The 21,425-nt window shown below is 66.9% G+C and carries 19 protein-coding genes and 1 tRNA gene; 18 read left to right on the top strand and 2 right to left on the bottom strand.

What is annotated here, in order from left to right:
• Positions 1–3 precede the first annotated feature (3 nt).
• From GV161_RS22140 to GV161_RS22080, 13 genes are all read left to right on the top strand, one after another.
• A complete protein-coding gene (locus GV161_RS22140) occupies positions 4–1,296 on the top strand; it encodes a trehalase family glycosidase (RefSeq protein WP_152013864.1) in 1,293 nt (430 codons plus the stop codon).
• A 288-nt stretch (positions 1,297–1,584) separates the two neighbouring features.
• Positions 1,585–2,373, top strand: a complete 789-nt coding sequence (locus GV161_RS22135; protein ID WP_152013865.1) for an enoyl-CoA hydratase-related protein — start codon at positions 1,585–1,587, stop codon at positions 2,371–2,373.
• A gap of 1 nt (position 2,374) precedes the next feature.
• Positions 2,375–3,190 carry an ABC transporter ATP-binding protein gene (locus GV161_RS22130; protein ID WP_152013866.1) on the top strand — a complete coding sequence of 272 codons (816 nt, stop codon included), beginning with the start codon at positions 2,375–2,377 and terminating at the stop codon, positions 3,188–3,190.
• The gene (locus GV161_RS22125; protein ID WP_152013867.1) at positions 3,190–4,068 is read left to right on the top strand and encodes a branched-chain amino acid ABC transporter permease; all 879 of its coding nucleotides are present in this window, start codon (positions 3,190–3,192) and stop codon (positions 4,066–4,068) included. Before GV161_RS22130 ends, GV161_RS22125 begins: the two co-directional genes overlap by 1 nt.
• Before the next feature lie 4 nt (positions 4,069–4,072).
• Complete coding sequence (locus tag GV161_RS22120) at positions 4,073–5,113, top strand: branched-chain amino acid ABC transporter permease (RefSeq protein ID WP_152013868.1); 1,041 nt, start codon at positions 4,073–4,075, stop codon at positions 5,111–5,113.
• 53 nt (positions 5,114–5,166) lie between these two features.
• Positions 5,167–6,348, top strand: coding sequence for an ABC transporter substrate-binding protein (locus GV161_RS22115; RefSeq protein WP_152013869.1), 1,182 nt, complete (start codon positions 5,167–5,169; stop codon positions 6,346–6,348).
• 27 nt (positions 6,349–6,375) lie between these two features.
• A complete protein-coding gene (locus GV161_RS22110) occupies positions 6,376–7,185 on the top strand; it encodes an ABC transporter ATP-binding protein (protein WP_152013870.1) in 810 nt (269 codons plus the stop codon).
• 11 nt (positions 7,186–7,196) lie between these two features.
• On the top strand, positions 7,197–9,020 hold the full coding sequence (locus GV161_RS22105; RefSeq protein ID WP_152013871.1) for an AMP-binding protein: 1,824 nt from the start codon (positions 7,197–7,199) through the stop codon (positions 9,018–9,020).
• Between the two features lie 11 nt (positions 9,021–9,031).
• Complete coding sequence (gene bktB, locus GV161_RS22100; RefSeq protein ID WP_152013872.1) at positions 9,032–10,213, top strand: beta-ketothiolase BktB; 1,182 nt, start codon at positions 9,032–9,034, stop codon at positions 10,211–10,213.
• Positions 10,214–10,220: 7 nt separating this feature from the next.
• Positions 10,221–10,889 (top strand): TetR/AcrR family transcriptional regulator, encoded by a 669-nt coding sequence (locus GV161_RS22095; protein ID WP_152013873.1) that lies wholly within the window; start codon positions 10,221–10,223, stop codon positions 10,887–10,889.
• A gap of 123 nt (positions 10,890–11,012) precedes the next feature.
• Positions 11,013–11,852: a MurR/RpiR family transcriptional regulator gene (locus GV161_RS22090; RefSeq protein ID WP_152013874.1), complete on the top strand. Its 840-nt coding sequence runs from the start codon at positions 11,013–11,015 to the stop codon at positions 11,850–11,852.
• 294 nt (positions 11,853–12,146) lie between these two features.
• Complete coding sequence (locus tag GV161_RS22085; RefSeq protein ID WP_193219526.1) at positions 12,147–13,607, top strand: MFS transporter; 1,461 nt, start codon at positions 12,147–12,149, stop codon at positions 13,605–13,607.
• Complete coding sequence (locus tag GV161_RS22080; protein ID WP_152013875.1) at positions 13,604–14,293, top strand: aspartate/glutamate racemase family protein; 690 nt, start codon at positions 13,604–13,606, stop codon at positions 14,291–14,293. Before GV161_RS22085 ends, GV161_RS22080 begins: the two co-directional genes overlap by 4 nt.
• Before the next feature lie 196 nt (positions 14,294–14,489).
• Here the strand turns inward: GV161_RS22080 and GV161_RS22075 are convergent, their stop codons facing one another.
• Positions 14,490–14,729 (bottom strand): autotransporter domain-containing protein, encoded by a 240-nt coding sequence (locus GV161_RS22075; RefSeq protein ID WP_152013876.1) that lies wholly within the window; start codon positions 14,727–14,729, stop codon positions 14,490–14,492.
• Positions 14,730–15,075: 346 nt separating this feature from the next.
• On the opposite strand from GV161_RS22075, the gene GV161_RS22070 reads away from it, so the two are divergent.
• The gene (locus GV161_RS22070; RefSeq protein WP_152013877.1) at positions 15,076–15,915 is read left to right on the top strand and encodes an outer membrane protein; all 840 of its coding nucleotides are present in this window, start codon (positions 15,076–15,078) and stop codon (positions 15,913–15,915) included.
• Between the two features lie 57 nt (positions 15,916–15,972).
• Here the strand turns inward: GV161_RS22070 and GV161_RS22065 are convergent, their stop codons facing one another.
• The gene (locus tag GV161_RS22065) at positions 15,973–18,216 is read right to left on the bottom strand and encodes an autotransporter-associated beta strand repeat-containing protein (RefSeq protein ID WP_201304696.1); all 2,244 of its coding nucleotides are present in this window, start codon (positions 18,214–18,216) and stop codon (positions 15,973–15,975) included.
• 286 nt (positions 18,217–18,502) lie between these two features.
• Between GV161_RS22065 and GV161_RS22050 the strand changes: the two genes are divergently transcribed.
• From GV161_RS22050 to GV161_RS22035, 4 genes are all read left to right on the top strand, one after another.
• A tRNA-Thr gene (locus GV161_RS22050) sits at positions 18,503–18,577 on the top strand.
• A 72-nt stretch (positions 18,578–18,649) separates the two neighbouring features.
• Entirely contained in the window at positions 18,650–19,075 is a 426-nt protein-coding gene (locus GV161_RS22045; protein ID WP_152014304.1) for a hypothetical protein, read from the top strand.
• Between the two features lie 242 nt (positions 19,076–19,317).
• On the top strand, positions 19,318–20,304 hold the full coding sequence (locus GV161_RS22040) for an MBL fold metallo-hydrolase (RefSeq protein ID WP_152014303.1): 987 nt from the start codon (positions 19,318–19,320) through the stop codon (positions 20,302–20,304).
• A gap of 187 nt (positions 20,305–20,491) precedes the next feature.
• Positions 20,492–21,265, top strand: a complete 774-nt coding sequence (locus GV161_RS22035; RefSeq protein WP_152014302.1) for an NAD kinase — start codon at positions 20,492–20,494, stop codon at positions 21,263–21,265.
• Positions 21,266–21,425: the final 160 nt, after the last annotated feature.

Genomic DNA, 21,425 nt, shown 5'->3' with positions numbered 1-21,425 from the left:
GACATGACGACGATCGACATCGAGGCGGCCCGCGCCATCCTGCGCGCCAATGACCGCGGCGGCTACACGGTTCCGACCGACCGGCTCTATCCGTTCCAATGGAATTGGGATTCGGCCTTCGTCGCGATGGGCTGGGCAACCTTCGACAAGGAGCGCGCCTGGCGCGAGCTGGAGCGGCTGGTCGAGGGCCAATGGGATGACGGCATGGTGCCACATATCGTCTTCCATGCGCCGAGCGACGACTATTTCCCGGGGCCGGACGTCTGGCGCACCCGCCATGCCATCCCGACCTCGGGCATCACGCAGCCGCCGGTCTTCGCCACGGCGCTGCGTCGCGTCTTCGAGATCGCGCGGGGCCCTGATGCGCAGGCACGAGCCACCCGGCTCTATCGCTGCGCGCTCGCCTCGCATGACTGGTGGGAGAAGGCCCGCGATCCGGAAGGGACCGGCCTCGTCGCCATCCTGCATCCCTGGGAATCGGGCATGGACAACAGCCCGGCATGGGACGAGGCGATGGCGCGCCTGACGATTACCCCTACGACGCCGATCCGGCGCCGCGACACCTCCCATATCGGCGCCGAGATGCGCCCGCGCGACGAGGACTATCGCCGCTTCATCGCGTTGGTCGACCTCTATGCCGGGCTCGGCTGGGAGCCCGCAGCGATGTGGCAGGCCTCGCCCTTCAAGCTCGTCGACGTCGCGACGAATGCGATCCTGCACAAGGCGGAAGAGGATCTGCTGGCGCTGGCCGAACAGTTCGGCACCTCGGCAGAGCGCAGCCGGATCGAGGCGCGGATGGCGCGCCGGGCCGCGGCCTTCGCCCGGCTCTGGAGCGAGAGCAGGCGCATCTACCAGGCGCGCGATCTCTGCACGGGCACCACGGTCGACGCCTCGACCTCGGCCGGCCTGCTGCCATTGTTCGCCGGCATCCCCTCGGCCGGGCAGGCCGCCGAGCTCTCTGCCGAGCTCGAAAGCTGGCTCGCGAAGGCGCCCTATCCGGTGCCGAGTACCTCGCCGCTCGATCCCCGCTTCGAGCCAAAGCGGTACTGGCGCGGCCCGATCTGGGCGGTGGTGAACTTCATGATCGCCGAGGGTTTCGAGCGCTACGAGCATGCGGCGCTCGCCAGCCGGATCCACCTGGCGACGCAGACCCTGATGCGGGATGGTGGCATCGCCGAATATTTCGACCCGACCTCCGGCGAAGGGCTGGGCGGCAGCCACTTCTCCTGGACCGCAGCGATCAGCCTGATGCTCGATCAGACGGCTGCCGCGGGTCCTGCGCGTGAGAAAATGTGAAGGACGCCAGGATCGAGACGCCTTGATGCAGGAGGAGTGCAGGCTTCCGGGGAATGATGGTCACGCCGGGCTCACACCATCATGGCGATGATCGGCCTTTTTCACTCTGCGGGTCTTCGCAATCATCCGGTGCGATCAGGCCGTTCCGTTTCGACAATCCCGGCCGTGCGCAATTGCGCATAGCGCACGCCGCCCGCTTTCGCCTTACTCACGAGTAAGCTCAGGAATATCGAGTAGAGCGACAGAGATACCGCGGCGGCAAACGACTGCGGACTCAAGGGGAACGTCATGGACCAGGCCGGAAGCCCGGTGCTGCTCACGATCGAGCAGTCCGTTGCCGTCATCACGCTCAATCGTCCGCGCGTGCTCAACGCGATCGACCCGCAGATGGCGCGCAGCCTTCGGGATGCGATCGCACGCGTCGCGCAGGACGGCACGGCACGGGCTCTGCTGCTGCGCGGCGAGGGCCGGGCCTTCTGTGCCGGCGGCGATGTCGCTCGCTTCCTCGAAGGCGATCCGACTGCTGCGATCGAGGCGATCATCGACCCGGTTCACGAGGCGCTGCGTGCGCTCGACGCCCTGAAGCTGCCGACCGTCGCAGTCGTGCAGGGAGCGGCCGCCGGCGCAGGCTTCAGCCTGTCCATGGCCTGCGATCTCTGCATCGCCGCCGACGATGCCGTGTTCAACCTGGCCTTCGCGCGGATCGGCATCAGCCCCGACAGCTCCTCGACCTATCGGCTGCCGCGCCTTGTCGGGACACGCAAGGCGCTGGAATTGGCGATGCTGGCAGAGCCCGTGCATGCGCCCGAGGCGCTGGCGCTCGGGCTGGTGAACCGGGTCGTGCCGGCCGCCGAGCTGGCCAGCGAAGCGATGGCGCTGGCACGCCGGCTCGCGCAGGGGCCGACGGCGGCCTATGCCCGGATCAAGCATCTCATCGGCCATTCGCTCGGCAACGACCTCTCCGCTCAGCTCGATCTCGAACGCGAGGCTTTCCTCGCCGGCGCGCGTACGGCAGATTTCAAGGAGGGCACGCAGGCCTTCCTGGCCAAGCGACCGCCGCAGTTCGAGGGGCGCTGAGATGGTGGCTTCGCCCATTCTGGAGGTCTCGGGCGTCTCGCTCGCCTTCGGCGGGGTGCGTGCGCTCAGCGATGTCTCGTTCTCGGTGCCCGAGGGCGCGATCACTGCGGTGATCGGCCCGAACGGTGCCGGCAAGACCTCGCTGTTCAACACCATCTCCGGCTTCTACCGGCCGCAGGCAGGCAGCATCAGCTTCGCGGGCGAGAACCTGAGTGGCTTGCGCGCACCGCAACGCGCGGCGCGGGGCCTCGCCCGCACCTTCCAGAACATCGCGCTGTTCCGCGGCATGACCGTGCTCGACAACATCAAGCTCGGTCGCCACGCCCATATGCGTACCGGCGTGCTCGACGCGCTGTTCTACTGGGGCCGGGCGCAGAAGGAGGAGCTCGCGCTGCGCGCCGAGATCGAGGAGCGCATCATCGATTTCCTCGAGATCCAGCACATCCGCAACGCTTCGGTCGGCACGCTCTCCTACGGCTTGCAGAAGCGCGTCGAGCTGGCGCGCGCGCTCGCCATGCGCCCGCGCATCCTGATGCTCGACGAGCCGGTCGCGGGCATGAACCGCGAGGAGACCGAGGACATGGCCCGCTTCATCCTCGACGTGAAGGAGGAGTGGGGCGTCACCATCCTGATGGTCGAGCACGACATGGGCATGGTGATGGATATCTCCGACCATGTCGTCGTGCTCAATTTCGGCCAGGTCATCGCCAGCGGCATGCCGCGCGAGGTGCAGGGCAACGACGCCGTGATCGCCGCCTATCTCGGCGCGGGCGATGTCGGCGCGATCGCGCGCCGGATCAAGGCGGAGGCGGCGTAATGGATACCCTCTTCCTCGCCGAAGTGACGTTGGCCGGCCTCGGTGCCGGCGCGCTCTATGCGCTGACAGGCGTCGCCTTCGTGCTGATCTACAAGGCCACGCGCGTCGTGAACCTCGCGATCGGCGAGATCCTGATGCTCGGCGGCTATGCCTTCCTCGGCTTCGCGGCCGGGCTTGGCCTCTCGCCCTGGCTCGCGCTGCCGCTTGCGATCGCGGCCGGCGGCGCGCTCGGCTGGCTGGTCGAGCGCGCCCTGATCCGGCCGATGCTGGGCGAGAGCCCGATCTCGGTGTTCATGGTCACGATCGGCCTCGGCTCGATCTTGGCCGGCGTGGTGCAACTCGGCTGGGGTGCCGACCCGCTGCGCCTGCCCGAGTTCATGCCGTCGACGCCGGTCTTCATCGGCGAGGCCTATCTCGCGCCCAAGGTCGCGATCGGCTTCGTCGCTGCGGCGGTGGTGATCGGGCTCTTCCTCGCTTTGTTCCGCTTCTCGCGTGGCGGCGTCGCGCTGAAGGCGACGGCGGCCGATCAGGGCGCGGCCTATTCGGTCGGCATCGACGTTCCCCGCGTCTTCTCAGTGGCCTGGATCCTCGCCTGCGCGACCGCCGCCGGCGCCGGCGTGCTGATCGGAGCGATCGGCGGGATATCGCCGACCATGGGCGTGTTCGGCCTCTCCGTCCTCGTCGTGGTGATCATCGGCGGGCTCGACTCGATTGCCGGCGCGCTGGTCGGTGGCCTTTTGATCGGACTGGTCGAGGCGCTGGCTGGCGCCTTCCTGGGCGGCGAGTTCAAGCTCGTCGTCACCTTCGCGTTGCTGCTCGTGCTGCTGATGGTCCGCCCTTACGGGCTGTTCGGCACCCACGAGATCGAGAGGCTCTAGCGCCATGCGGATCGGCACGCTCAAGACCAGCTACGCCGCCGACGAGGCGCTGTTCGACACCTCGATGCAGCGCGGGCTCCTGGTGCTGCTCGCGCTCGGCGCGATCGCCTTCCCCTTCGTCGCCAGCCCCTATTGGCTCTTCCTCGCCTGCCTCTGCGCGATCAACGTCGCCAGCGCGACGGGCCTCAACCTGCTCACCGGCTATACCGGCCTCGTCAGCCTCGGCCAGGCCGCCTTCATGAGCGTCGGCGCCTATACCGTCGCGGTGCTGGAGATCAGGCTCGGCACGCCTTTCTTCATCAACCTTTTGGTCGGTGCCGGCCTCGCCGCGATGATCGGCATCCTCGTCGGCATACCCAGCCTGAAGGTGAAGGGCCTCTATCTCGCCATCGCGACGATCGCGGCCTCGGTCATCCTGCATTTCCTGTTCGCGCACTGGTCGTTGACCGGCGAGTCGCGCGGCCTGTCGATGCCGCCGGCGCGCCTGTTCGGCCGCACCCTCGACCAGCCCTTCTCGCTCTACTGGCTGATCATGCCGGTGACTTGCCTGATGGTGCTCGGCGCCGCCAACCTGCTGCGCACCAGGATCGGGCGCGCCTTCATCGCGATCCGCGACCGCGACATCTCGGCTGAGGTGCTCGGCATTCCGCTGCTGCGCTACAAGCTGACCAGCTTTGCGATCTCGTCCTTCTATGCCGGCCTCGCCGGCGGGCTCTGGGCCTATTTCTTCCGTGTCGTCACGCCGGAGAGCTTCCCGCTGGTCAATTCGATCTTCTACCTCGCCGCGATCATCGTCGGCGGCATGGGCACGATCCTCGGCGGCATCCTCGGCGCCGTCTTCATGACGCTGGTGCCGGAGCTCCTGAAGTTCGTCGCGAACTGGGCAACGCCGATCTACCCGGACGCGCTCGCGGCGCTGGCGCCGGTGCGCACCATCGTCTTCGGCGGGCTGATCGTCGGCTTCCTGATCTTCGAGCCGCGCGGCCTCGCCGAGATCTGGCGGCGGCTGCGGCGTTTCTTCCATCTCTGGCCGTTCAGGACTTGAGAACTTCGCTGAAACGGCTGCCGTCAAGAGCAGCCAACCCTAGGGAGGATGAGATGACGAATACGACTCTCGACAGGCGCCAGCTTCTAGCCGGCACCGCGGCACTCGCCGGACTGGCGCTCGGCGTCAGGCCGCTCGCGGCGCAGGACGGTGGCGAGATCGTGCTCGGCGGCTCGATCCCGCTGACCGGTGTCTTCGCCTTCGCCGGCGTCGGCATCCATGCCGGCATCCAGGACTATCTCAAGATCCTGAACGATGGCGGCGGCATCAAGGGCCGCAAGATCAAGTATGTCGCCGAGGACACCGCCTACAAGGTCGACGCCTCGGTCGCCGCCTTCAACAAGATCACCAGCCAGGAGAAGGTCTCGCTCTACTATGGCGACTCGACCGGCTTCTCGAAGACGATCAATCCCGAGCTCGACCGGCGCGGCAGCATGATCATGGCCGGCGCCTCCTTCGCGACCGAGCTCAACGATCCCAAGAAGTTCCCGCTGCAGTTCATGGCCGGGCCGGACTACACCGAGATGTTCGGCATCCTCCTGCGCTACATCGCCAAGGAGAAGCCGGGCGCGCGCGTCGCCTTCGTCTATTCCGACAGCGAGTTCGGGCGCGATCCGATCGCGCCGAGCGAAGCCGTCGCCAAGGAGCTGAAGCTCAGCGTCGTCGAGAAGATCGTGACGCCGCCCGGCAGCGTCGACGTCTCGACCGAGGTGCTGAAGCTGCGCCGCGCCAATCCCGACTTCACGATCTTCCACGGCTATGTGCTGGCGCCGATCCCGGAATTCGTGGCGCAGGCGAAGCAGATGGGCATGAAGAGCCAGTTCATGGGCACGTTCTGGACCATGGACAACTCGACCGTGCAGCGCATGGGCGACGCCGCCGAGGGCTTCATGGGCGTGATGCCCTACCGCTACTATTACGACAAGGAAGGCACCGCGCCGATGCTGGAGAAGATCCGGCAGATGCGGCCGGAGTACCAGTCGACCGGCTACATGCAGGGCTTCGTCACCGCCATGCTGATGGCGGAGGCGGTGAAGCGCACGCTCGATGCCGGCAAGGAGCTGACCGGCGTCAACCTCAAGGCCGGGCTCAACAGCATCAAGGATTTCGACACCGGCGGCCTGTTCGGCGTGCCGATCTCGATCCCCGGCAACTCCGTGCCGGTCGGGCGCATCTACCGCTTCGACGCCAAGGCCAAGCAGATGCAGCCTGCTTCCGACTGGATCAAGCTGTAACCGCCGCCGGATGAAGGGCTAGAGGTCATGGCCGGTTCCGCGGTGCTCGACGTCAACAATGTCGAGGTGGTCTATAACCGGACCGTGCAGGTGCTGCGCGGGCTGTCGCTGCAAGTGCCGGAGGGCGAGATCGTCGCTCTTCTCGGCTCGAACGGCGCCGGCAAGTCGACACTGCTGAAGGCGGTGTCGAACCTGCTCTCGCTCGAGGATGGCGACGTCACCGCCGGCGCCATCCGCTTCCGCGGCGACGATATCGCCAGCCTGACCCCGCACGGGCTCGTCCGGCGCGGTCTCTTCCATGTGATGGAAGGGCGGCGGATCTTCGAGGACCTGACCATCGAGGAGAACCTCACCGCCGCGACCTTCGCGCTGACCGGGCGCAAACTGCCCGCCGCCGATTTCGACCTGGTCTACAACTACTTCCCAAGGCTGCACGAGCGCCGGAAAGGGCTCGCCGGCTATCTCTCCGGTGGCGAGCAGCAGATGCTCGCGATCGGGCGGGCGCTGATCGCGCGGCCTTCGCTGATCCTGCTCGACGAGCCCTCGCTCGGCCTTGCGCCCAAGCTGGTCGAGGAGATTTTCGCGATCATCGCCCGCATCAATGCCGAGCAGAAGGTCTCGATGCTGCTGGTCGAGCAGAACGCCGCCGTCGCCTTCGCGGTGGCGAGCTACGGCTACATCCTCGAAATGGGCAGGGTCGTGATCGACGGGCCGGTCGAGAAGCTGATGCGCGACCAGGACGTGCGCGAGTTCTATCTCGGCCTCGGCGGCGCCGGGGGCGAGCGCAGCTATCGCGACATCAAGCACTACAAGCGCCGCAAGCGCTGGCTGTCGTGAGGGCGGTGACGATGCGCGAGCTCCCCAATCTCACCTTGCCGCAGATGCTGCGCGAGAACGCGCGGACCATGCCGGAGCGGCTGGCGCTGCGGCAAAAGGATTTCGGCATCTGGCTGCCGATCAGCTGGGCGCAGTACGACCGCCGTGCCCGCCATTTCGGGCTCGGATTGCGCGCGCTCGGCCTGGGCGAAGGCGGCCATGTCGGGATCCTTTCGGAGAACCGGGCCGAATGGGTCGTCGCCCAGCTCGGAGCCGGCATGGTCAATGCCGTCGCGATCGGCGTCTATGCGACCAGCCCGGCCAACGAGGTCGCCTATGTGCTGGGGCATGCCGAGGTCGAGATCGTCGTCTGCGAGGACCAGGAGCAGACCGACAAGGTGCTGGAGCGGCTGGAAGAGTTGCCGCGGTTGAAGCGGATCGTGGTGATCGATCCCAAGGGGCTGCGGGGCTACGCCTCGGAGCTGGTCATATCCTTTGCCGACGTACTGCGCTCGGGTGCTGATCACGAGGTGAAGCAACCCGGGCTGGTCGAGGCCTGTCTGGCCGCTCAGACGCAGGCCGATATCGGCCTGATGGTCTACACCTCCGGCTCGACCGGCAAGCCCAAGGGCGCGATGCTGAGCTATCGCAACATGCGCGCCCAGGCGGCCGGCGTCGTCGAGCGGCTCGGCTACGATGCCGCGACGACGAACCTGTCCTACCTCCCGCTCTGCCATGTCGCCGAGCAGATGCTGAGTACGATGGCGCCGATCTATGTCGGCTCCTGCGTCTCCTTCGGCGAGTCGATCCGGACCGTGCAGGAGGATTTGCGCGAGGTCGCGCCGACGCTCTTCCTCGGCGTCCCCCGCATCTGGGAGAAGCTGCACGCTTCGATCCACATCAAGCTGATGGAGGCCGGCGGCTGGCGCCGGCGCCTGTTCGAGGCCGGCCTTGCCGCTTGCGAGCCCTTTGCAACCAAGCCAAGAGCCGCGTGCAGCCTGCGCGAGCGGGCACTTGCGTTGTTCTATCACCTCGTCATCTTCCGGGCGCTGCAGAACTTCATCGGCCTGCGCAAGGCGAAGGTCGCGCTCACCGGCGCGGCGCCGATCCCGCCGCGGATCGTGCAGTTCTTCCGCACGCTCGGCGTGCCGCTGGTCGAGGTCTATGGGCTGACCGAGACCTCCGGCATGGCGACCGGCCAGCGCCTCGACCATCTGCTGCCCGGCTCTGTCGGCGAAGCGGTGGCGGGCACTGAGGCCAAGCTCGGCGACCAGGGCGAATTGCTGGTGCGCGGCGACATCGTCTTCGAGGGCTATTTCCGCAGTCCCGAGGCGACGGCAGGTGTGCTACGCGACGGCTGGCTCCACACCGGCGACGTCGCCGTGATCGAGGCCGGACAGGTCAAGATCGTCGATCGTCTCAAAGACATCATGATCACCGCCGGCGGCAAGAATCTGAGCCCCTCGGAGATCGAGAACACGGTGAAGGGCAGCGCCTTCATCAAGGAGTGCATCGTCGTCGCCGATGGCCGACGCTACCCCTCCGCCCTGATCCAGATCGACGCCGAGACCGTCGGCAAATGGGCCGAGGAGAACCGTATCGCGTTCACCCATTTCCGCAGCCTCGCCGAGCATGAGCGGGTGCGCGATCTGGTCGCCGCCGAGATCGAGCAGGCGAACAGCCAGCTCGCGCCGGTGGCGCAGCTCAAGCGCTTCCACATGCTCGTCAAGGAACTCGACCATGACGATGACGAGGTCACCGCGACGATGAAGGTGCGGCGAGCGAGCATCGCGAAGAAATACGCCGCCGAGATCGAAGCCTTGTACAAGCCCGAGCGGCAGGCCGAACCCGTCTGAGGAGAGTTATCATGAGCCGTCATGTCGTCATCACTGCGGGCGTGCGCACCGCGATCGGAACCTTCGGCGGAGCGCTCTCCGGCCATGCGCCGACCGCGCTCGGCGCAGCTTGCGTCGCCGAGGCGCTGCGCCGAGCCGACCTGCCGGCCTCAGAGGTCGGCCATGTCGTGTTCGGCAACGTCATCCTGACCGAATCCAAGGATGCCTATCTCGCCCGCATCGCGGCGGTCGACGCCGGCATCCCGGTCGAGGTTCCGGCACTGACGCTCAACCGGCTCTGCGGCTCCGGTGTGCAGGCGATCGTCTCGGCCGCCCAGTCGATCATGCTCGGCGATTGCGATACCGCGGTCGCCGGCGGTGCCGAGACGATGAGCCGCGCGCCGCATCTGTTGTCGACCGCCCGCTTCGGCCAGCGCATGGGCGACACGGTCGCCTCCGACCACCTCACCGGCATCCTGACAGATCCGTTCGGCAACGGCATCATGGGCATCACCGCCGAGAACGTCGCCGAGCGCTACGGCGTCGATCGCGAGGCGCAGGACGAATTCGCCGCCGAGAGCCAGCGCCGCGCCGCCGAGGCGATCGCCGCCGGCCGTTTCAAGGACCAGATCCTGCCGGTCGAGGTTCGCAAGGGCCGCGACACGATCAGCTTCGACACCGACGAGCATCCCAAGCCCGGCACGACGGCGGAGACGCTGAAGGGCCTGCGCCCGACCTTCAAGAAGGACGGCACGGTCACGCCGGGCAATGCGTCGGGCATCAATGATGGCGCCGCCGCGATGGTGCTGATGGAGGAGGGCCGCGCCGGTCGCGAGGGCAAGCCAATTCTGGCGCGCATCGTCGGCTATGCCCATGCCGGCGTCGAGCCGGGCGTGATGGGCATCGGCCCGGTGCCGGCGGTGCAGGCGCTGCTCAAGCGCACCGGGCTCTCCTTGAAGGACTTCGACGTGATCGAGTCGAACGAGGCCTTCGCGGCGCAGGCCTGCGCGGTCGCCAAGGAGCTCGGCTTCGATCCGGCCAAGGTCAACCCCAATGGCGGCGCCATCGCGCTCGGCCATCCTGTCGGCGCGACCGGTGCGATCATCACCTTGAAGGCAGCCTATGAGCTGAAGCGTACCAATGGCCGCTACGGGCTGGTGACGATGTGCATCGGCGGAGGCCAGGGCATCGCGCTCGCGATCGAGCGGGCCTGAACCGGTTATGGCGACAGCCCTCTGGAAGACGCCGGCTGAGCGCGAGCGCGAGCGTGCCCTCAAGCGCGAGGCCGTGCTGCGGGTCGCGGCACAGGCCTTCGCCGAGCAGGGTTTCCACCGCACCTCGCTCGACGATGTCGCCGAGCGGCTGAACGTCACCAAGCCGACGATCTACCACTATGTCCGCAGCAAGGACGAGATCCTGTTCGAGTGCGTGCGCATCGGACTGGAACGGCTCGATGCCGCTGCCGCCTCGGCCGAGGCCAGGCGCAGCGGCGGCAGCGGTCTCGATCGGCTGATCGTCCTCTGGACCGAATACGCTCATATCGTCACCGAGGATTTCGGGCGCTGCCTCATCCTGGTCGGCGAGGATCCCTTGCCGGCCGAGACGCGCAAGGAATTGCGCGCGCTCAAGGGCAAGATCGACAAGCGCTTCCGCGGCCTGATCGAGGCCGGCATCGCCGATGGCTCGATCCGCGCCTGCGACCCCAAGCTGCTCGCCTTCGCGGCGGCCGGCGCATTGAGCTGGATCGCGCGCTGGCACGATCCAGCCGGGCCACTCTCGGTCGATCATATCGCCCGCGAGACGATCGGGCTCTTCGTCAACGGCATCGGGGCGAACGACCTTGGACCGGAAGGGTGTTCAGACGCTGACAGCGTCAAGTCTACCAAATGAATCCTTTTCGTTCGCAAGCTCGTGCGGATGCACGGTGTCCGCGTGAACCGATGCCGGGAAGCAGCTTGCAAAGCGGGCCATGACGGAAGAGGTTGCGTTACCTCCAATCCCGCGGTCCCGGTAATGCACTCCAAGGAAACGTCTTTTCTGAGCCGCGTCCGCAGCATCCTGCCCGATCTCTCTCCGGCCGAGCGGCGTCTCGGCGATTTCATTTGCGACTTTCCCGGCGAGGTCGCGACCTATTCGGCGCAAGAATTGGCGGCGCTGGCCCATGTCTCGAAAGCGACGGTCTCCCGCTTCATCCAGCGGCTGGGCTATGAGAGTTACGAGGAGGCTCGCCGGCACGCCAGGCTCGACCGGCAGAGCGGCTCTCGCCTGTTCCTCACCACGGCCGATACGACCGGCGAGCAATCGATCGCCGCCAATCTTGCCCAGGGCATCGCCAATATCGAGGAAACCTTCCGTACGATCGGCGAGACCCAGATCGGCGCCGCTGCCGAGGCGATTCTCGCGGCGCGGAAGGTCTGGGTGATCGGCTTCCGGGCTAGCGTCGCCTTCTCGACGTATCTGCAATGGCAGCTGACCCAGGTCATCGAGAACATCGTCGCCATTCCTGGCGGCGGCCAGACCTTCGGCGAGCATCTGGTCAGTCTCTCCGCGGACGACGTCGTGATCTTCTTTGGATTGCGCCGGCGCGTCTCCCAGACTGACATGCTGCTTGACCAGATCGCCAGATCAGGCGCTCGGCTCCTCTTCGTCACCGACGAGAACGCCGACTACGAGACGCGCAGCCAGTGGCATTTCCGTTGCCAGACCCTGGCACCCGGCCCGTTGTTCAACCACACGGCGGTGATGGCGCTCTGCCATCTGCTGATCATGCGCTGCATCGAGATCGCCGGGGCCAAGGGCCGCACGCGCCTGCGCCACATCGAGACGCTGAACGACGCGCTCGACGAACTCTGACATCCTCCAGGCCGCCGCGGCCGGATCGTTTTCGGCCATCGTGAACAGCTTGGCGGCCCTGCCGCAAGAAGCGGCGGCGATGGCGCATTTATGGCCTTTTCTGAAACTGTAGTTTCATGCATAGTCATATGATTGAATTGTTCCAAAGACGGCTCGAAGGAGATGAGCCCCTCTTGGAACGAGGTGGAAGGAGAAGGCCGCTTCCAGGGCACCAGCAGACGGCGCAGCCTCGCACCAGCCAAAGAGCAGCAGGAGGCATTGCGCGGACAACCACGAACAATCAGGGGAACGATCATGGCAATGGAGATCTCGCAGCCATCGGGCGCATCGACGCCGATGAGCAGACAATTGGATTCCGCCCTCAACAAGATCGGTGTGACGGGGGCTCACAAGCAGATCCTGGCGCTCGTGCTGATCGGCTGCCTGTTCGACAGCTTCGAGCAGAACACCATCGGCGTCGCCGGCCCGCTGCTGCGGCAGCATTGGGGCCTGACGGGTGCCGATATCGGCTTCCTCAACACCATCACCTTCGCCAGCGCCGCCATCGGCCGGCTGATGTCGGGCATCCTCGGCGATCGCTACGGCCGTCGTGTGATGCTGACCACGAACCTGCTGCTGTTCTCGATCGGCTCTGGCGCCTGCGCCCTGGCCCCGGACTTCTTCACGCTCTGCATTGCGCGCGCCATCGTCGGCTTCGGCGTCGGCGGTGAAATTTCTACCGCCGTGACGATGCTGTCGGAATTCTGCTCCTCCAAGTTCCGGGGCACCGCGGCGGGCCTCGTCAATGTTGGCGCCGGCGGCTTCGGCAATTTCCTGGCCCCGGCCTTCGGCCTGCTCATCTTCACCCTGTTTCCTGGCGAGAACAGCTGGCGCTGGCTTTTCGCCGCCCTCGCGGTACCGGCGCTGCTGGCGGTGTTCTACCGGCGCTACGTGCCCGAGACGCCACGCTTCCTGGCCTCCCGCAACCGCTTCGACGAGGCCAACAAGGTCCTGTCGATCCTGGCTTCGGGCAGCCTGCGGCCGCGCAATCTCGTCGTGCAGCCCTTCCTGGCCGTCGATCTGGCGCAGATGCCCGTCCCGACCAAGGCCGATTGGCGCGAGTTGTTCCGCCAGCCCTTCATCGGCCGGACCATTCCCGTCGCGATTGCCATCCTGATGAGCTACGGTGCCCAGCTCTCCGTGCTGACGCTGATGCCGCTGATCTTCGTCTCGATGGGCTACACGCTGCAGGGCAGCCTGCTCTACAGCATGATCATCCAGAGCGGCAGCGTGCTCGGCGCCATCGCGGCCTCGACCTTCGGCTATTACCTGCCGCGCAAGCTCGTGCTCACCGTCGGCGCGGCCCTGGCCTGCGTCGCAGCCGTGTCGATCGCCTATCTCGGCAGCAACATCTACATGGTGCTGCTGTTCGGTGCGATCTTCCAGTTCTTCGTACTGCTGCTCAACACCTCGATCTGGATCTATGCACCCGAGCTGTTCCCGACCCGTATCCGCGCCTTCGGTGTTGCTTTGATCCTGGCGACCGGCTCGGCGGCAGGCTCATTCGTGCCGACGATCTCGGGCATGCTGTTCGACAAGTACGGCATGGTCGGTGTCTTCGCGCTCGCCGCAGCGATGTATGCAGTCTTCGTGATCTGCATCCAGCTGGGGCCGGAGACCTTTGGCCGCTCGATGGAAGACATCACCCAGCCGGCTGAGATCGAGGTCGTGCCGGCCGAGCCCCTGTCCGAACCAGCAAAGGCGATGAGGGCGTGACCCGGCATATCCTGCTGATCAATCCGAACAGCTCGCAGGCGACCAGCGCGATGATGCAAGCCATCGCGCAGCGGGCAGCTGGGGATGAACTGGCCGTGGCAGTCGCCACGGCCGAGCGCAGCCCGGCCATGATCGTGACCGGAGAGGATTTACTTGCCTCGGCCGAGGAGGTCGTCGAAATCGGCCTGCGGCATGCCCCCGATTGCGCTGGCATCATCGTCGGCGCCTTCGGCGATCCCGGGCTGGAGATCTTGCGGCAGCAGGTGGGCATCCCGGTCGCCGGCATCTGCGAGGCGTCGATGCGGGTAGCCTCGCGGGGAGGGCGACGATTCGGCGTCGCCACCACCACGCCGCGGTTGGTCGATGCGATCGCGGCACGCGCGAGCGCGCTCGGCCTCGCGGAATTGTTGACCGGGATCCGCTGCACCACAGGAGATCCCGCTGCCTTGACCGATGACAAGGCGGCGTTGACGGAAGCCCTCGGCGAGATGGTTGAGGCCTGCATCGCGGACGAGGCCGAGGCTGTCATCATCGGAGGCGGGCCGCTCGGCGAGGCGGCGGGGGCTCTGGAAGCACGGTTCTCAACCTCCGTGATCGCGCCGATCCCCTGCGCGGTCGCCTACCTGCTGGAGCAGATTCCGAGCGCGCAGAGCGAGGGGAGAATAGAAACGACAGCGGCAAAGTAAGCCGACCATCGCCTTGAGCTGATGAACAGGTCACGCCTCAGAGAAGGCGGTATTGGCGGCTCCGGCGCTCTCGTTCGAACGTCCGCTTCCTGGCAACCGTTCAATGTCCATTCCTGGCGCACGTGCGAGCTCTTCATTCGATTAAGACGGATCGGCAGGCGCATGCAGAAAGCTGACGTCGATCTCGCCTTCCCCTTCAGAAGCACATCTCGACACGTCCCTTGAGGGCGCGATCTCTGGAGCGCTCGCCGATGGCGACGGTGTAGGTCAGGCCAAGCGAGGTGGCCTCGGAGATGCGCCACCCGAGGCCAGCCTCGACGACAACAGCCTCGCGGCCGATCGGTGCGGCGAAGACGCGGGCTGCGGTGGGGCCGGCGACGAAGGCCTTTCTGGCCTGCGGGGTGAGCTCGCCAAAGCAGTGGCGCCAGCCGAGCACGGCGCGGGCTTGGGGGCAGATCGCGCGTCCTGATGTCCATGGTCGTCGGCAATCCGGCCACATTTGGACGAATCGGCGTCAGTTTTCGCAGCCCCGTCAGGCGCGTCCAGCCAATGGAAATGCAGCCGAACGAGAGACGCTTTCAGCGAAAAGGCCGGAGTTGACGTGAGACGGCGCGACAATCGGCGCTGAGACGAGCAGCCTAACGCGCTGGTCGCCCGCCGGGATATCCTTTCGACGTTGGGGCTGCCGACCGGTCGGTCGGTGACATCGCCAGGCGCGCCAGTTCCGTGCCCCGCGAACGATGGCTGCGCCAATCGACATTCGTTGAGAGCAAGGTAGAGCCATGAAGACGAGAATGCTGCTGGCCGGGGTCCTGATCGCCGGCGCGAGCGCGACGGCCGACGCGGCGGATCTGTCCGGTCGCAGGCCGGCGCCTGTTGCACCGACCATGGTGGCCTACAGCTGGAATGGCTTTTATGTCGGCGTGAATGCCGGCTACGCCTGGACGCAGAACGACACGCGTTACAGTTACCGCCTCGGCGACAATCCTGGCCCGGACGACATCGCGGAATTCAACGCGGCGGGCCTGGTGCCGCAGGGCTTTAGGGGCAACCGCGGCGGCTTCATCGGCGGTGGGCAGGTTGGCTACAATTATCAGATTGGCGCGCTGGTGCTTGGCGTCGAGGCCGACTTCCAGTCTCTCAACGTCAAGCGCCGCTCCAACCAGGCGACGAGCTTCAGGGATGGCGCCGATTCGACGACGATCGTCACTGCGGCGGAAGCCGGCGTCGATTGGCTCGGCACGGTGCGGGCGCGCGCCGGCGTCGCCTTCGACCGCGCTCTGATCTACGCGACTGGTGGTCTCGCCTATGGCCGCCTGACCAACCAGACCAGCATCACCGCGGCAGGCGTGGTGGACAATGTCGCCTATGCGGGCGCATGGCGCGGCGGCAAGAGCGATACGCGCGTGGGTTGGACCATCGGCGCCGGCGCCGAATATGCGCTGACCCAGAACATCACGTTGAAGGCGGAGTATCTCTATTACGACCTCGGCCGCACGAGCTATGCGATCAGCGGTGGCTCCAGCGACCCGACCGAAGGTTTCCTCGGCGGAACGGCCCGGCACAAGGAGACCGGCAGCATCGCCCGTGCCGGCCTGAACTGGAAGTTCACGACCTACTGACGGAGTTCTGGTGGTGCGGCCGAGGGGCTTCGCGACCGCTCCTGCAATGGCTTCAGATCAGGGTCCCTCGCGCTGCAATCGGCTCTTTGAGATGACGATGCATGTGCGGGCGCTTACTGCGCCCGCACTGCTGTCCTGTGCGCTTGCGATTTCTGCAGCGAAGGCGGGCGAAGGTCGCGGCGGCGATGGCGGAGCAAAAGGCGGCTCCGGTGACCGCAGCCTCGGCGCACCCTCCGACGCATCGACCGGAACGGGCGGCGGCGGTGGCGAGGGCGGCGGAAGGGGCCGCGGCGGATGGCGCGATGGAAGGGTCGGCATTGGCGGCATGCCCGGCGTGCCGGCGTTCGACGGTTCGGTATCTCCTCCCAGCGGATTTTCTGCCGCGCCAGGCGGCGCTGGTGCTCCTGGAGAAAAGGGAGACGATGGCAGTGAGCGCCTGGTCGCGTCACGCAATGGCCGGAAGGGCGGAGGCGGCGGCGGTGGAGGCGGCGGTGCCGTCGCGCCGCTGCCGACGCTCACGCCGGCGATCGTGCCCGAGCCGCCGAGCGTGCCGCCATCCAGCGTGACAGTGCTCGCCAGCGAGCCATTCACCACCAGCTTGCCGGACGAGACCTTGGTCGAGCCGGTATAGGTGTTTGTCCCCGTCAGCGTCAGCGTGCCCGTGCCGGTCTTGGTGACCCCGCCCGTGCCGGTGATCGTACCGGAGAAGGTGGTCGACGTGTTGTCCGAACCGGCCGTCAGCGTGCCGCTGCCCAGCGTGACCGTGCCGGCCCCCGCGAGCGAAGCGATCGTCTGGCTGAAGCCGGCGAGATCGAGCGTCGTGCCTGATGCCACCGTAAAGGTCGAATTGGCGGAGAATGCGTTGGCCGCGCCCGCCCGCAGCGTTCCCTCGGACACCGTGGTGGCGCCGGAATAGCTGCTGGCGCCCTTGAGCACCAATGTGCCGGCGCCGGTCTTCGCGAGCGAGCCCGTCCCAGAGAGGGACTGGTTCACGATGAAGCTGTTGCCGGCCTCGACGATGTCGAAGCCGCCGCCATTGCTGCCGAGGATGATGGTGCGGGCCAGCCCGTTCAGCGTCGTCCCGGTGATCTGTAGCACGCCGCCATCCAGCGTCAGCGTCCCCGAGGTGTTGCCGAGGTTGCTCTCCTTCGAGATGCTGATCGCGCCGCCCGCAATCGTGGTGCCGCCCGAATAGGTGTTCTCCTGCGTCAGCGTCAGCGTGCCCGTGCCGGTCTTGATCACCGCGCCGGCGCCGCTCACGATATTGTCGACTGTGACATCGGCCGGCTGGGCGAAGGTCAGCGTGCCCGCCTCGATGACGATATCGCCGATCAGGCCGGAGGTGGCATTGCCGAAGGTGAGGCTGTTGGCGCCGCCGGTGAAGCGAATCGCCGCGGCGCGGTTCCCGCCACCGATGTCGGTCCCGCCCGAAATCGTGCCGCTGGTCGTGATCGACAGGTTCGAACCGACGATGCCGGCGCCGCCCGCACCGAGTTCGCCGGCGGGGTAGCCCGGCCCCGCACTGCCGCCGTTGCCGCCCTGGACCGTGCCCGTAACAGTCAGCGTCGTCGTCGCGCTTCCGTTCGCGAACATGATGCCGACGCCGCCGGCTCCACCGGAGCCGGCAAGGTTGTAACCGCTGCCGCCGCCGTGGCCGCCATTGCCGCCCTGGACCGTGCCTGTGACCGTGAGCGTCCTTGCCACGCTGCCAGCGGTGAAGAAGAGGCCGATGCCGCCGGAGCCGCCCGAACCGCCCCAATTATTTTGGCTGCCCGCACCGCTACCACCATTGCCACCGGTAATGCTGCCGGACAGGATTCCCAATGCGCCGGCGCCTGTGATCACGGCGCCATAGCCACCGCCACCGCCGCCGCCGCCGCCGGTTTCGTACCAGCCGCTGCCGCCACCGCCGCCGCCATTGCTGCCGACACTGCCGGCAAGCGGCAAGCCGGAGCCGACGAAGCCGTGAACGCCACCCGTGCCGCCTCGACCGATGGTCGAGTCTCCTAGTGTGTCAAATCCACCTGCACCGCCGGTAACGGCGCCGGCGCCACCGCCACCGCCACCGCCACCGGGAAATTGACCTGTGCCATTGAGGCCGGCCCCTCCGGCGCCGATTGGATTGTCGAGACCGCCGCCGCCGGCAGCTCCGGCATAGCCATCGCCACCGCGTCCGCCATCGGCGAGCGCTGGTGCTGCAAACGGCGTCGCCAGCAGAACGAGAGCCGTGCCAGCGAGAAGGCGCAGCGCAAGCCGCTTGCGCGGCGCCGCCGCAACTGCAGGAACGATCACGGACGTCATATCAAGGCTCAGCCCAACCGAGCGATAGGCTTAGCCAGCGTCGTGCGCGAGGCAATGAACAGCCGTTCACATCCTGCCAAATCGATCTGGTGTGGCGGATTTGCCGCTGCCCGCGACACAAGCCGGCACGTTCAGCGAGATCACCGATCGCAGGTCGCGTCGGATGCCCATGCCTGAAAAGCCGCAACGAACATCGCCGCCACGCAGGCACCGGAGACCGTGGCTGAGCCGGCCGGCACCCGCCGCCCTTGCCCTCGCCTCCCCGGCCTGATACCGCAGCGCAAGGGCCGGCGTAGCACAGCGGTAGTGCAGCGGTTTTGTAAACCGAAGGTCGGGAGTTCGATCCTCTCCGCCGGCACCATCCGACTTCGGTGGCCTGTCGCTTGCTTGCCATGCCACCGCGACGATGAGGACGACCGGAGCCTGCCGAGCGATGACCTCTGCCGACCAGCGCGACCAATTGCTCGCTCTCGCCTCGCGCTGCGAGAGCACCGGTCGCCCCGACCGCAATCTCGACGCCGACATCTACGAGGCGCTCGGCTTCACCGTCCGGCGCAAGCCGACCACCCTGCTCGCCCCGCGCACGCCGCCCGGCGGTATCTACCAGCAGGGCTCGCTCTGGAAGGCGATCGGGCGGATCAGCGCCGAGATCGACGTCGCGGTCGGCGTCATCCGCGAGAAGGCGCCGGACTGGAACTGGAGCCTGCAATCGGTCGCGACCGAGGAGCAGACCTATGAGGCGCTGGTCGCCGGCTGTTCCGGCCATGGCGCGCTCGCCTCGCTCGCGCTCTGCGCCGCCCTGCTCAAGGCTTTCGCGCGGGGCCGCTCCGATCCGAGCTCGACCCAGGCCGAGCGCTGAAACGATCCCGATTTCAAGGGCGAGGCCGTTTCGCCGCAGAAATCGATTCAAGCCGCCGGCTCAAGCTCCGCTGCACTGGGCAACTTCACGGATAATTGACCCAAGGCAACAATACGGCGGTTGAAGGCGTTGTCCGTGCAGCTAGCTTTGCGCTCGGGCTGAGCAATGCCCAGGGCACGATTCCGGTTGGCGGGGCGCCATTCGGGAGAAGTCGTGCCCCTCTCGTTGTTGGAGCCTGATCGATGGCCCGTTTCGAACCCTCGCGCCGCACTGTGATGGCAGGCGCCGGCGCGCTCGCTGCAGCTGCCGCGCTCGATCTGCCCGCCGGCATCGCGCCGGCCCGCGCGCAAGGAGCGTCCGTGAACCAGAACCCGGGATTCTACCGCTACAAGATCGGCGACATCACCGTCACCGCCCTGAACGACGGCTTCGCCAAGCGCCCGCTCGAAGGCTTCGTGCGCAATGCCGAGCTCGCCGACGTCAAGAAGGCGATGGAGCAGGCCTATCTGCCGAGCGACGCGCTCTCGATCACCTTCACCACGCTGGCGCTGCAGATCGGCGACAAGATCACCTTGATCGACACCGGCAACGGCGATTCCGGTGCGCCGACCTCCGGCGCCTGGATGAAGAACTTCCAGGCCGCCGGGCTCGACCCGAAGAACGTCTCGAGCGTGGTCTTCAGCCATTTCCATGGCGACCATATCAACGGCTTCCGGCTCAAGGACGGCACCGCCGTGTTCCCGAACGCCGAGGTGATGGTGCCGGCGGCCGAATGGGCCTTCTGGATGGACGACGCCAGGATGAATGCCGCTCCGGAGGCGATGAAGGGTGCCTTTGCCGGCGTGCGTCGCGTCTTCGGCCCGGTTGCCAAGGATGTGAAGCAGTACGAGGCCGGCAAGGAGATCCTGCCAGGCGTGACCGCGATCGCGGCGCCCGGCCATACGCCCGGCCACACCGTCTTCGCCGTCTCCTCCGGGAGCGGCAAGCTGCTGGTGCTGTCCGATACCACCAACCACCCCGCCCTGTTCGTGCGCAATCCCGACTGGTCGGCGGTATTCGACATGGACGGGCCGCAGGCCGCCGCCACCCGCCGCAAGCTGCTCGACATGGCGGTCGCCGACAAGATGCAGGTCTGCTTCTACCACGCCCCCTTCCCCGCCACCGGCCATATCGCCAAGGCGGGCAACGGCTTCGAGCTCGTACCGGTGCAGTGGAGCAGCGCGATCTGAGACCCGTCGCGCGTCCGCTGGGAAAGGCCGGGGCATGCGCCCCGGCCTTTCTTTTGGCGGCGTGTTCCCCGGACGGCTCGCGATCCCGTCGGCTGCCGTGCTAGACCGCTAGAGCCGGATCACAGCGAAAAACCGGTTCCCACTTTTTCGCATCCTGCTCCAGAGCCATGCCTGCCGGATACCAGCGATGACCGAGCGTTTCACCGCCATCTCCTTCGTCGCCAGCGAGACGCCCGAGGCCGAGGCCGCACGGGCCAAGCTGGTCGAGCGCTATGGCGATGCGGATCCGGCCGAGGCCGAGGTGATCGTCGCGCTCGGCGGTGACGGCCTGATGCTGCAGACGCTGCATCGCTTCATGGGCACGGCCAAGCCGATCTACGGCATGAACCGCGGCTCGGTCGGCTTCCTGATGAATGAGTTCCGCGAGCGCGGCCTGCGCCAGCGGCTCGAGGCGGCGCAGCGCAGCGTCGTCCATCCGCTGGCGATGACGGCGGTCGACTGCAACGGCAAGCGCGTCGAGGCGCGCGCGATCAACGAGGTCTCGCTGTTCCGCCGCTCCTACCAGGCGGCCAAGCTGCGCCTGTCGGTCGACGGGCAGGTGCGCCTCTCCGAGCTCGTCGCCGACGGCGTGCTGCTTGCGACCCCAGCCGGCTCGACCGCCTACAACCTATCGGCGAATGGCCCGATCCTGCCGCTCGACGCGCCACTCCTGGCGCTGACCCCACTCTCGCCCTTCCGGCCGCGGCGCTGGCGCGGCGCGTTGCTGCCCGACCATGCCAGGGTGACGATCGCCGTGCTGGAGGCCGAGAAGCGGCCGGTCAGTGCCGTCGCCGACCACACCCAGATCGACAATGTCATCTCGGTGCAGATCGCGATCGACCGCTCGCTCGATCTCGTCATGATGCACGATCCCGGCCACAGCCTGGACGAGCGCATCCTGCGCGAGCAGTTCGGTTATTGAGGCTGCACGGAGGCGGCTGCCCGTCACGATGAAGCCTGCCGCGCCAGTACCAGGCGAAGCGCCCTGGGCTTTGCCGCAGTCCCGAATTTTATCGGGGACAAGCCGTGCAAAGGGTCTTGAACAAAACAGGAACATCGTTGATAGTGCCCGCGTGGCCGGC

Origin of the sequence: Bosea sp. 29B, assembly GCF_902506165.1 — a bacterium.
In the GTDB taxonomy this organism is placed as follows: domain Bacteria; phylum Pseudomonadota; class Alphaproteobacteria; order Rhizobiales; family Beijerinckiaceae; genus Allobosea.
Note: the sequence above shows the minus strand (reverse complement) of the source record. Positions and strands in the feature narration are given on the sequence as shown.

Bases quoted from the DNA above. Each gene is read 5' to 3' on its own strand.
- GV161_RS22140 (WP_152013864.1), top strand. From the start codon at position 4: ATGACGACGATCGACATCGAGGCGGCCCGCGCCATCCTGCGCGCCAAT.
- GV161_RS22135 (WP_152013865.1), top strand. From the start codon at position 1,585: ATGGACCAGGCCGGAAGCCCGGTGCTGCTCACGATCGAGCAGTCCGTT.
- GV161_RS22130 (WP_152013866.1), top strand. From the start codon at position 2,375: ATGGTGGCTTCGCCCATTCTGGAGGTCTCGGGCGTCTCGCTCGCCTTC.
- GV161_RS22125 (WP_152013867.1), top strand. From the start codon at position 3,190: ATGGATACCCTCTTCCTCGCCGAAGTGACGTTGGCCGGCCTCGGTGCC.
- GV161_RS22120 (WP_152013868.1), top strand. From the start codon at position 4,073: ATGCGGATCGGCACGCTCAAGACCAGCTACGCCGCCGACGAGGCGCTG.
- GV161_RS22115 (WP_152013869.1), top strand. From the start codon at position 5,167: ATGACGAATACGACTCTCGACAGGCGCCAGCTTCTAGCCGGCACCGCG.
- GV161_RS22110 (WP_152013870.1), top strand. From the start codon at position 6,376: ATGGCCGGTTCCGCGGTGCTCGACGTCAACAATGTCGAGGTGGTCTAT.
- GV161_RS22105 (WP_152013871.1), top strand. From the start codon at position 7,197: ATGCGCGAGCTCCCCAATCTCACCTTGCCGCAGATGCTGCGCGAGAAC.
- bktB (WP_152013872.1), top strand. From the start codon at position 9,032: ATGAGCCGTCATGTCGTCATCACTGCGGGCGTGCGCACCGCGATCGGA.
- GV161_RS22095 (WP_152013873.1), top strand. From the start codon at position 10,221: ATGGCGACAGCCCTCTGGAAGACGCCGGCTGAGCGCGAGCGCGAGCGT.
- GV161_RS22090 (WP_152013874.1), top strand. From the start codon at position 11,013: ATGCACTCCAAGGAAACGTCTTTTCTGAGCCGCGTCCGCAGCATCCTG.
- GV161_RS22085 (WP_193219526.1), top strand. From the start codon at position 12,147: ATGGCAATGGAGATCTCGCAGCCATCGGGCGCATCGACGCCGATGAGC.
- GV161_RS22070 (WP_152013877.1), top strand. From the start codon at position 15,076: ATGAAGACGAGAATGCTGCTGGCCGGGGTCCTGATCGCCGGCGCGAGC.
- GV161_RS22065 (WP_201304696.1), bottom strand. From the start codon at position 18,216: ATGACGTCCGTGATCGTTCCTGCAGTTGCGGCGGCGCCGCGCAAGCGG.
- GV161_RS22045 (WP_152014304.1), top strand. From the start codon at position 18,650: ATGACCTCTGCCGACCAGCGCGACCAATTGCTCGCTCTCGCCTCGCGC.
- GV161_RS22040 (WP_152014303.1), top strand. From the start codon at position 19,318: ATGGCCCGTTTCGAACCCTCGCGCCGCACTGTGATGGCAGGCGCCGGC.
- GV161_RS22035 (WP_152014302.1), top strand. From the start codon at position 20,492: ATGACCGAGCGTTTCACCGCCATCTCCTTCGTCGCCAGCGAGACGCCC.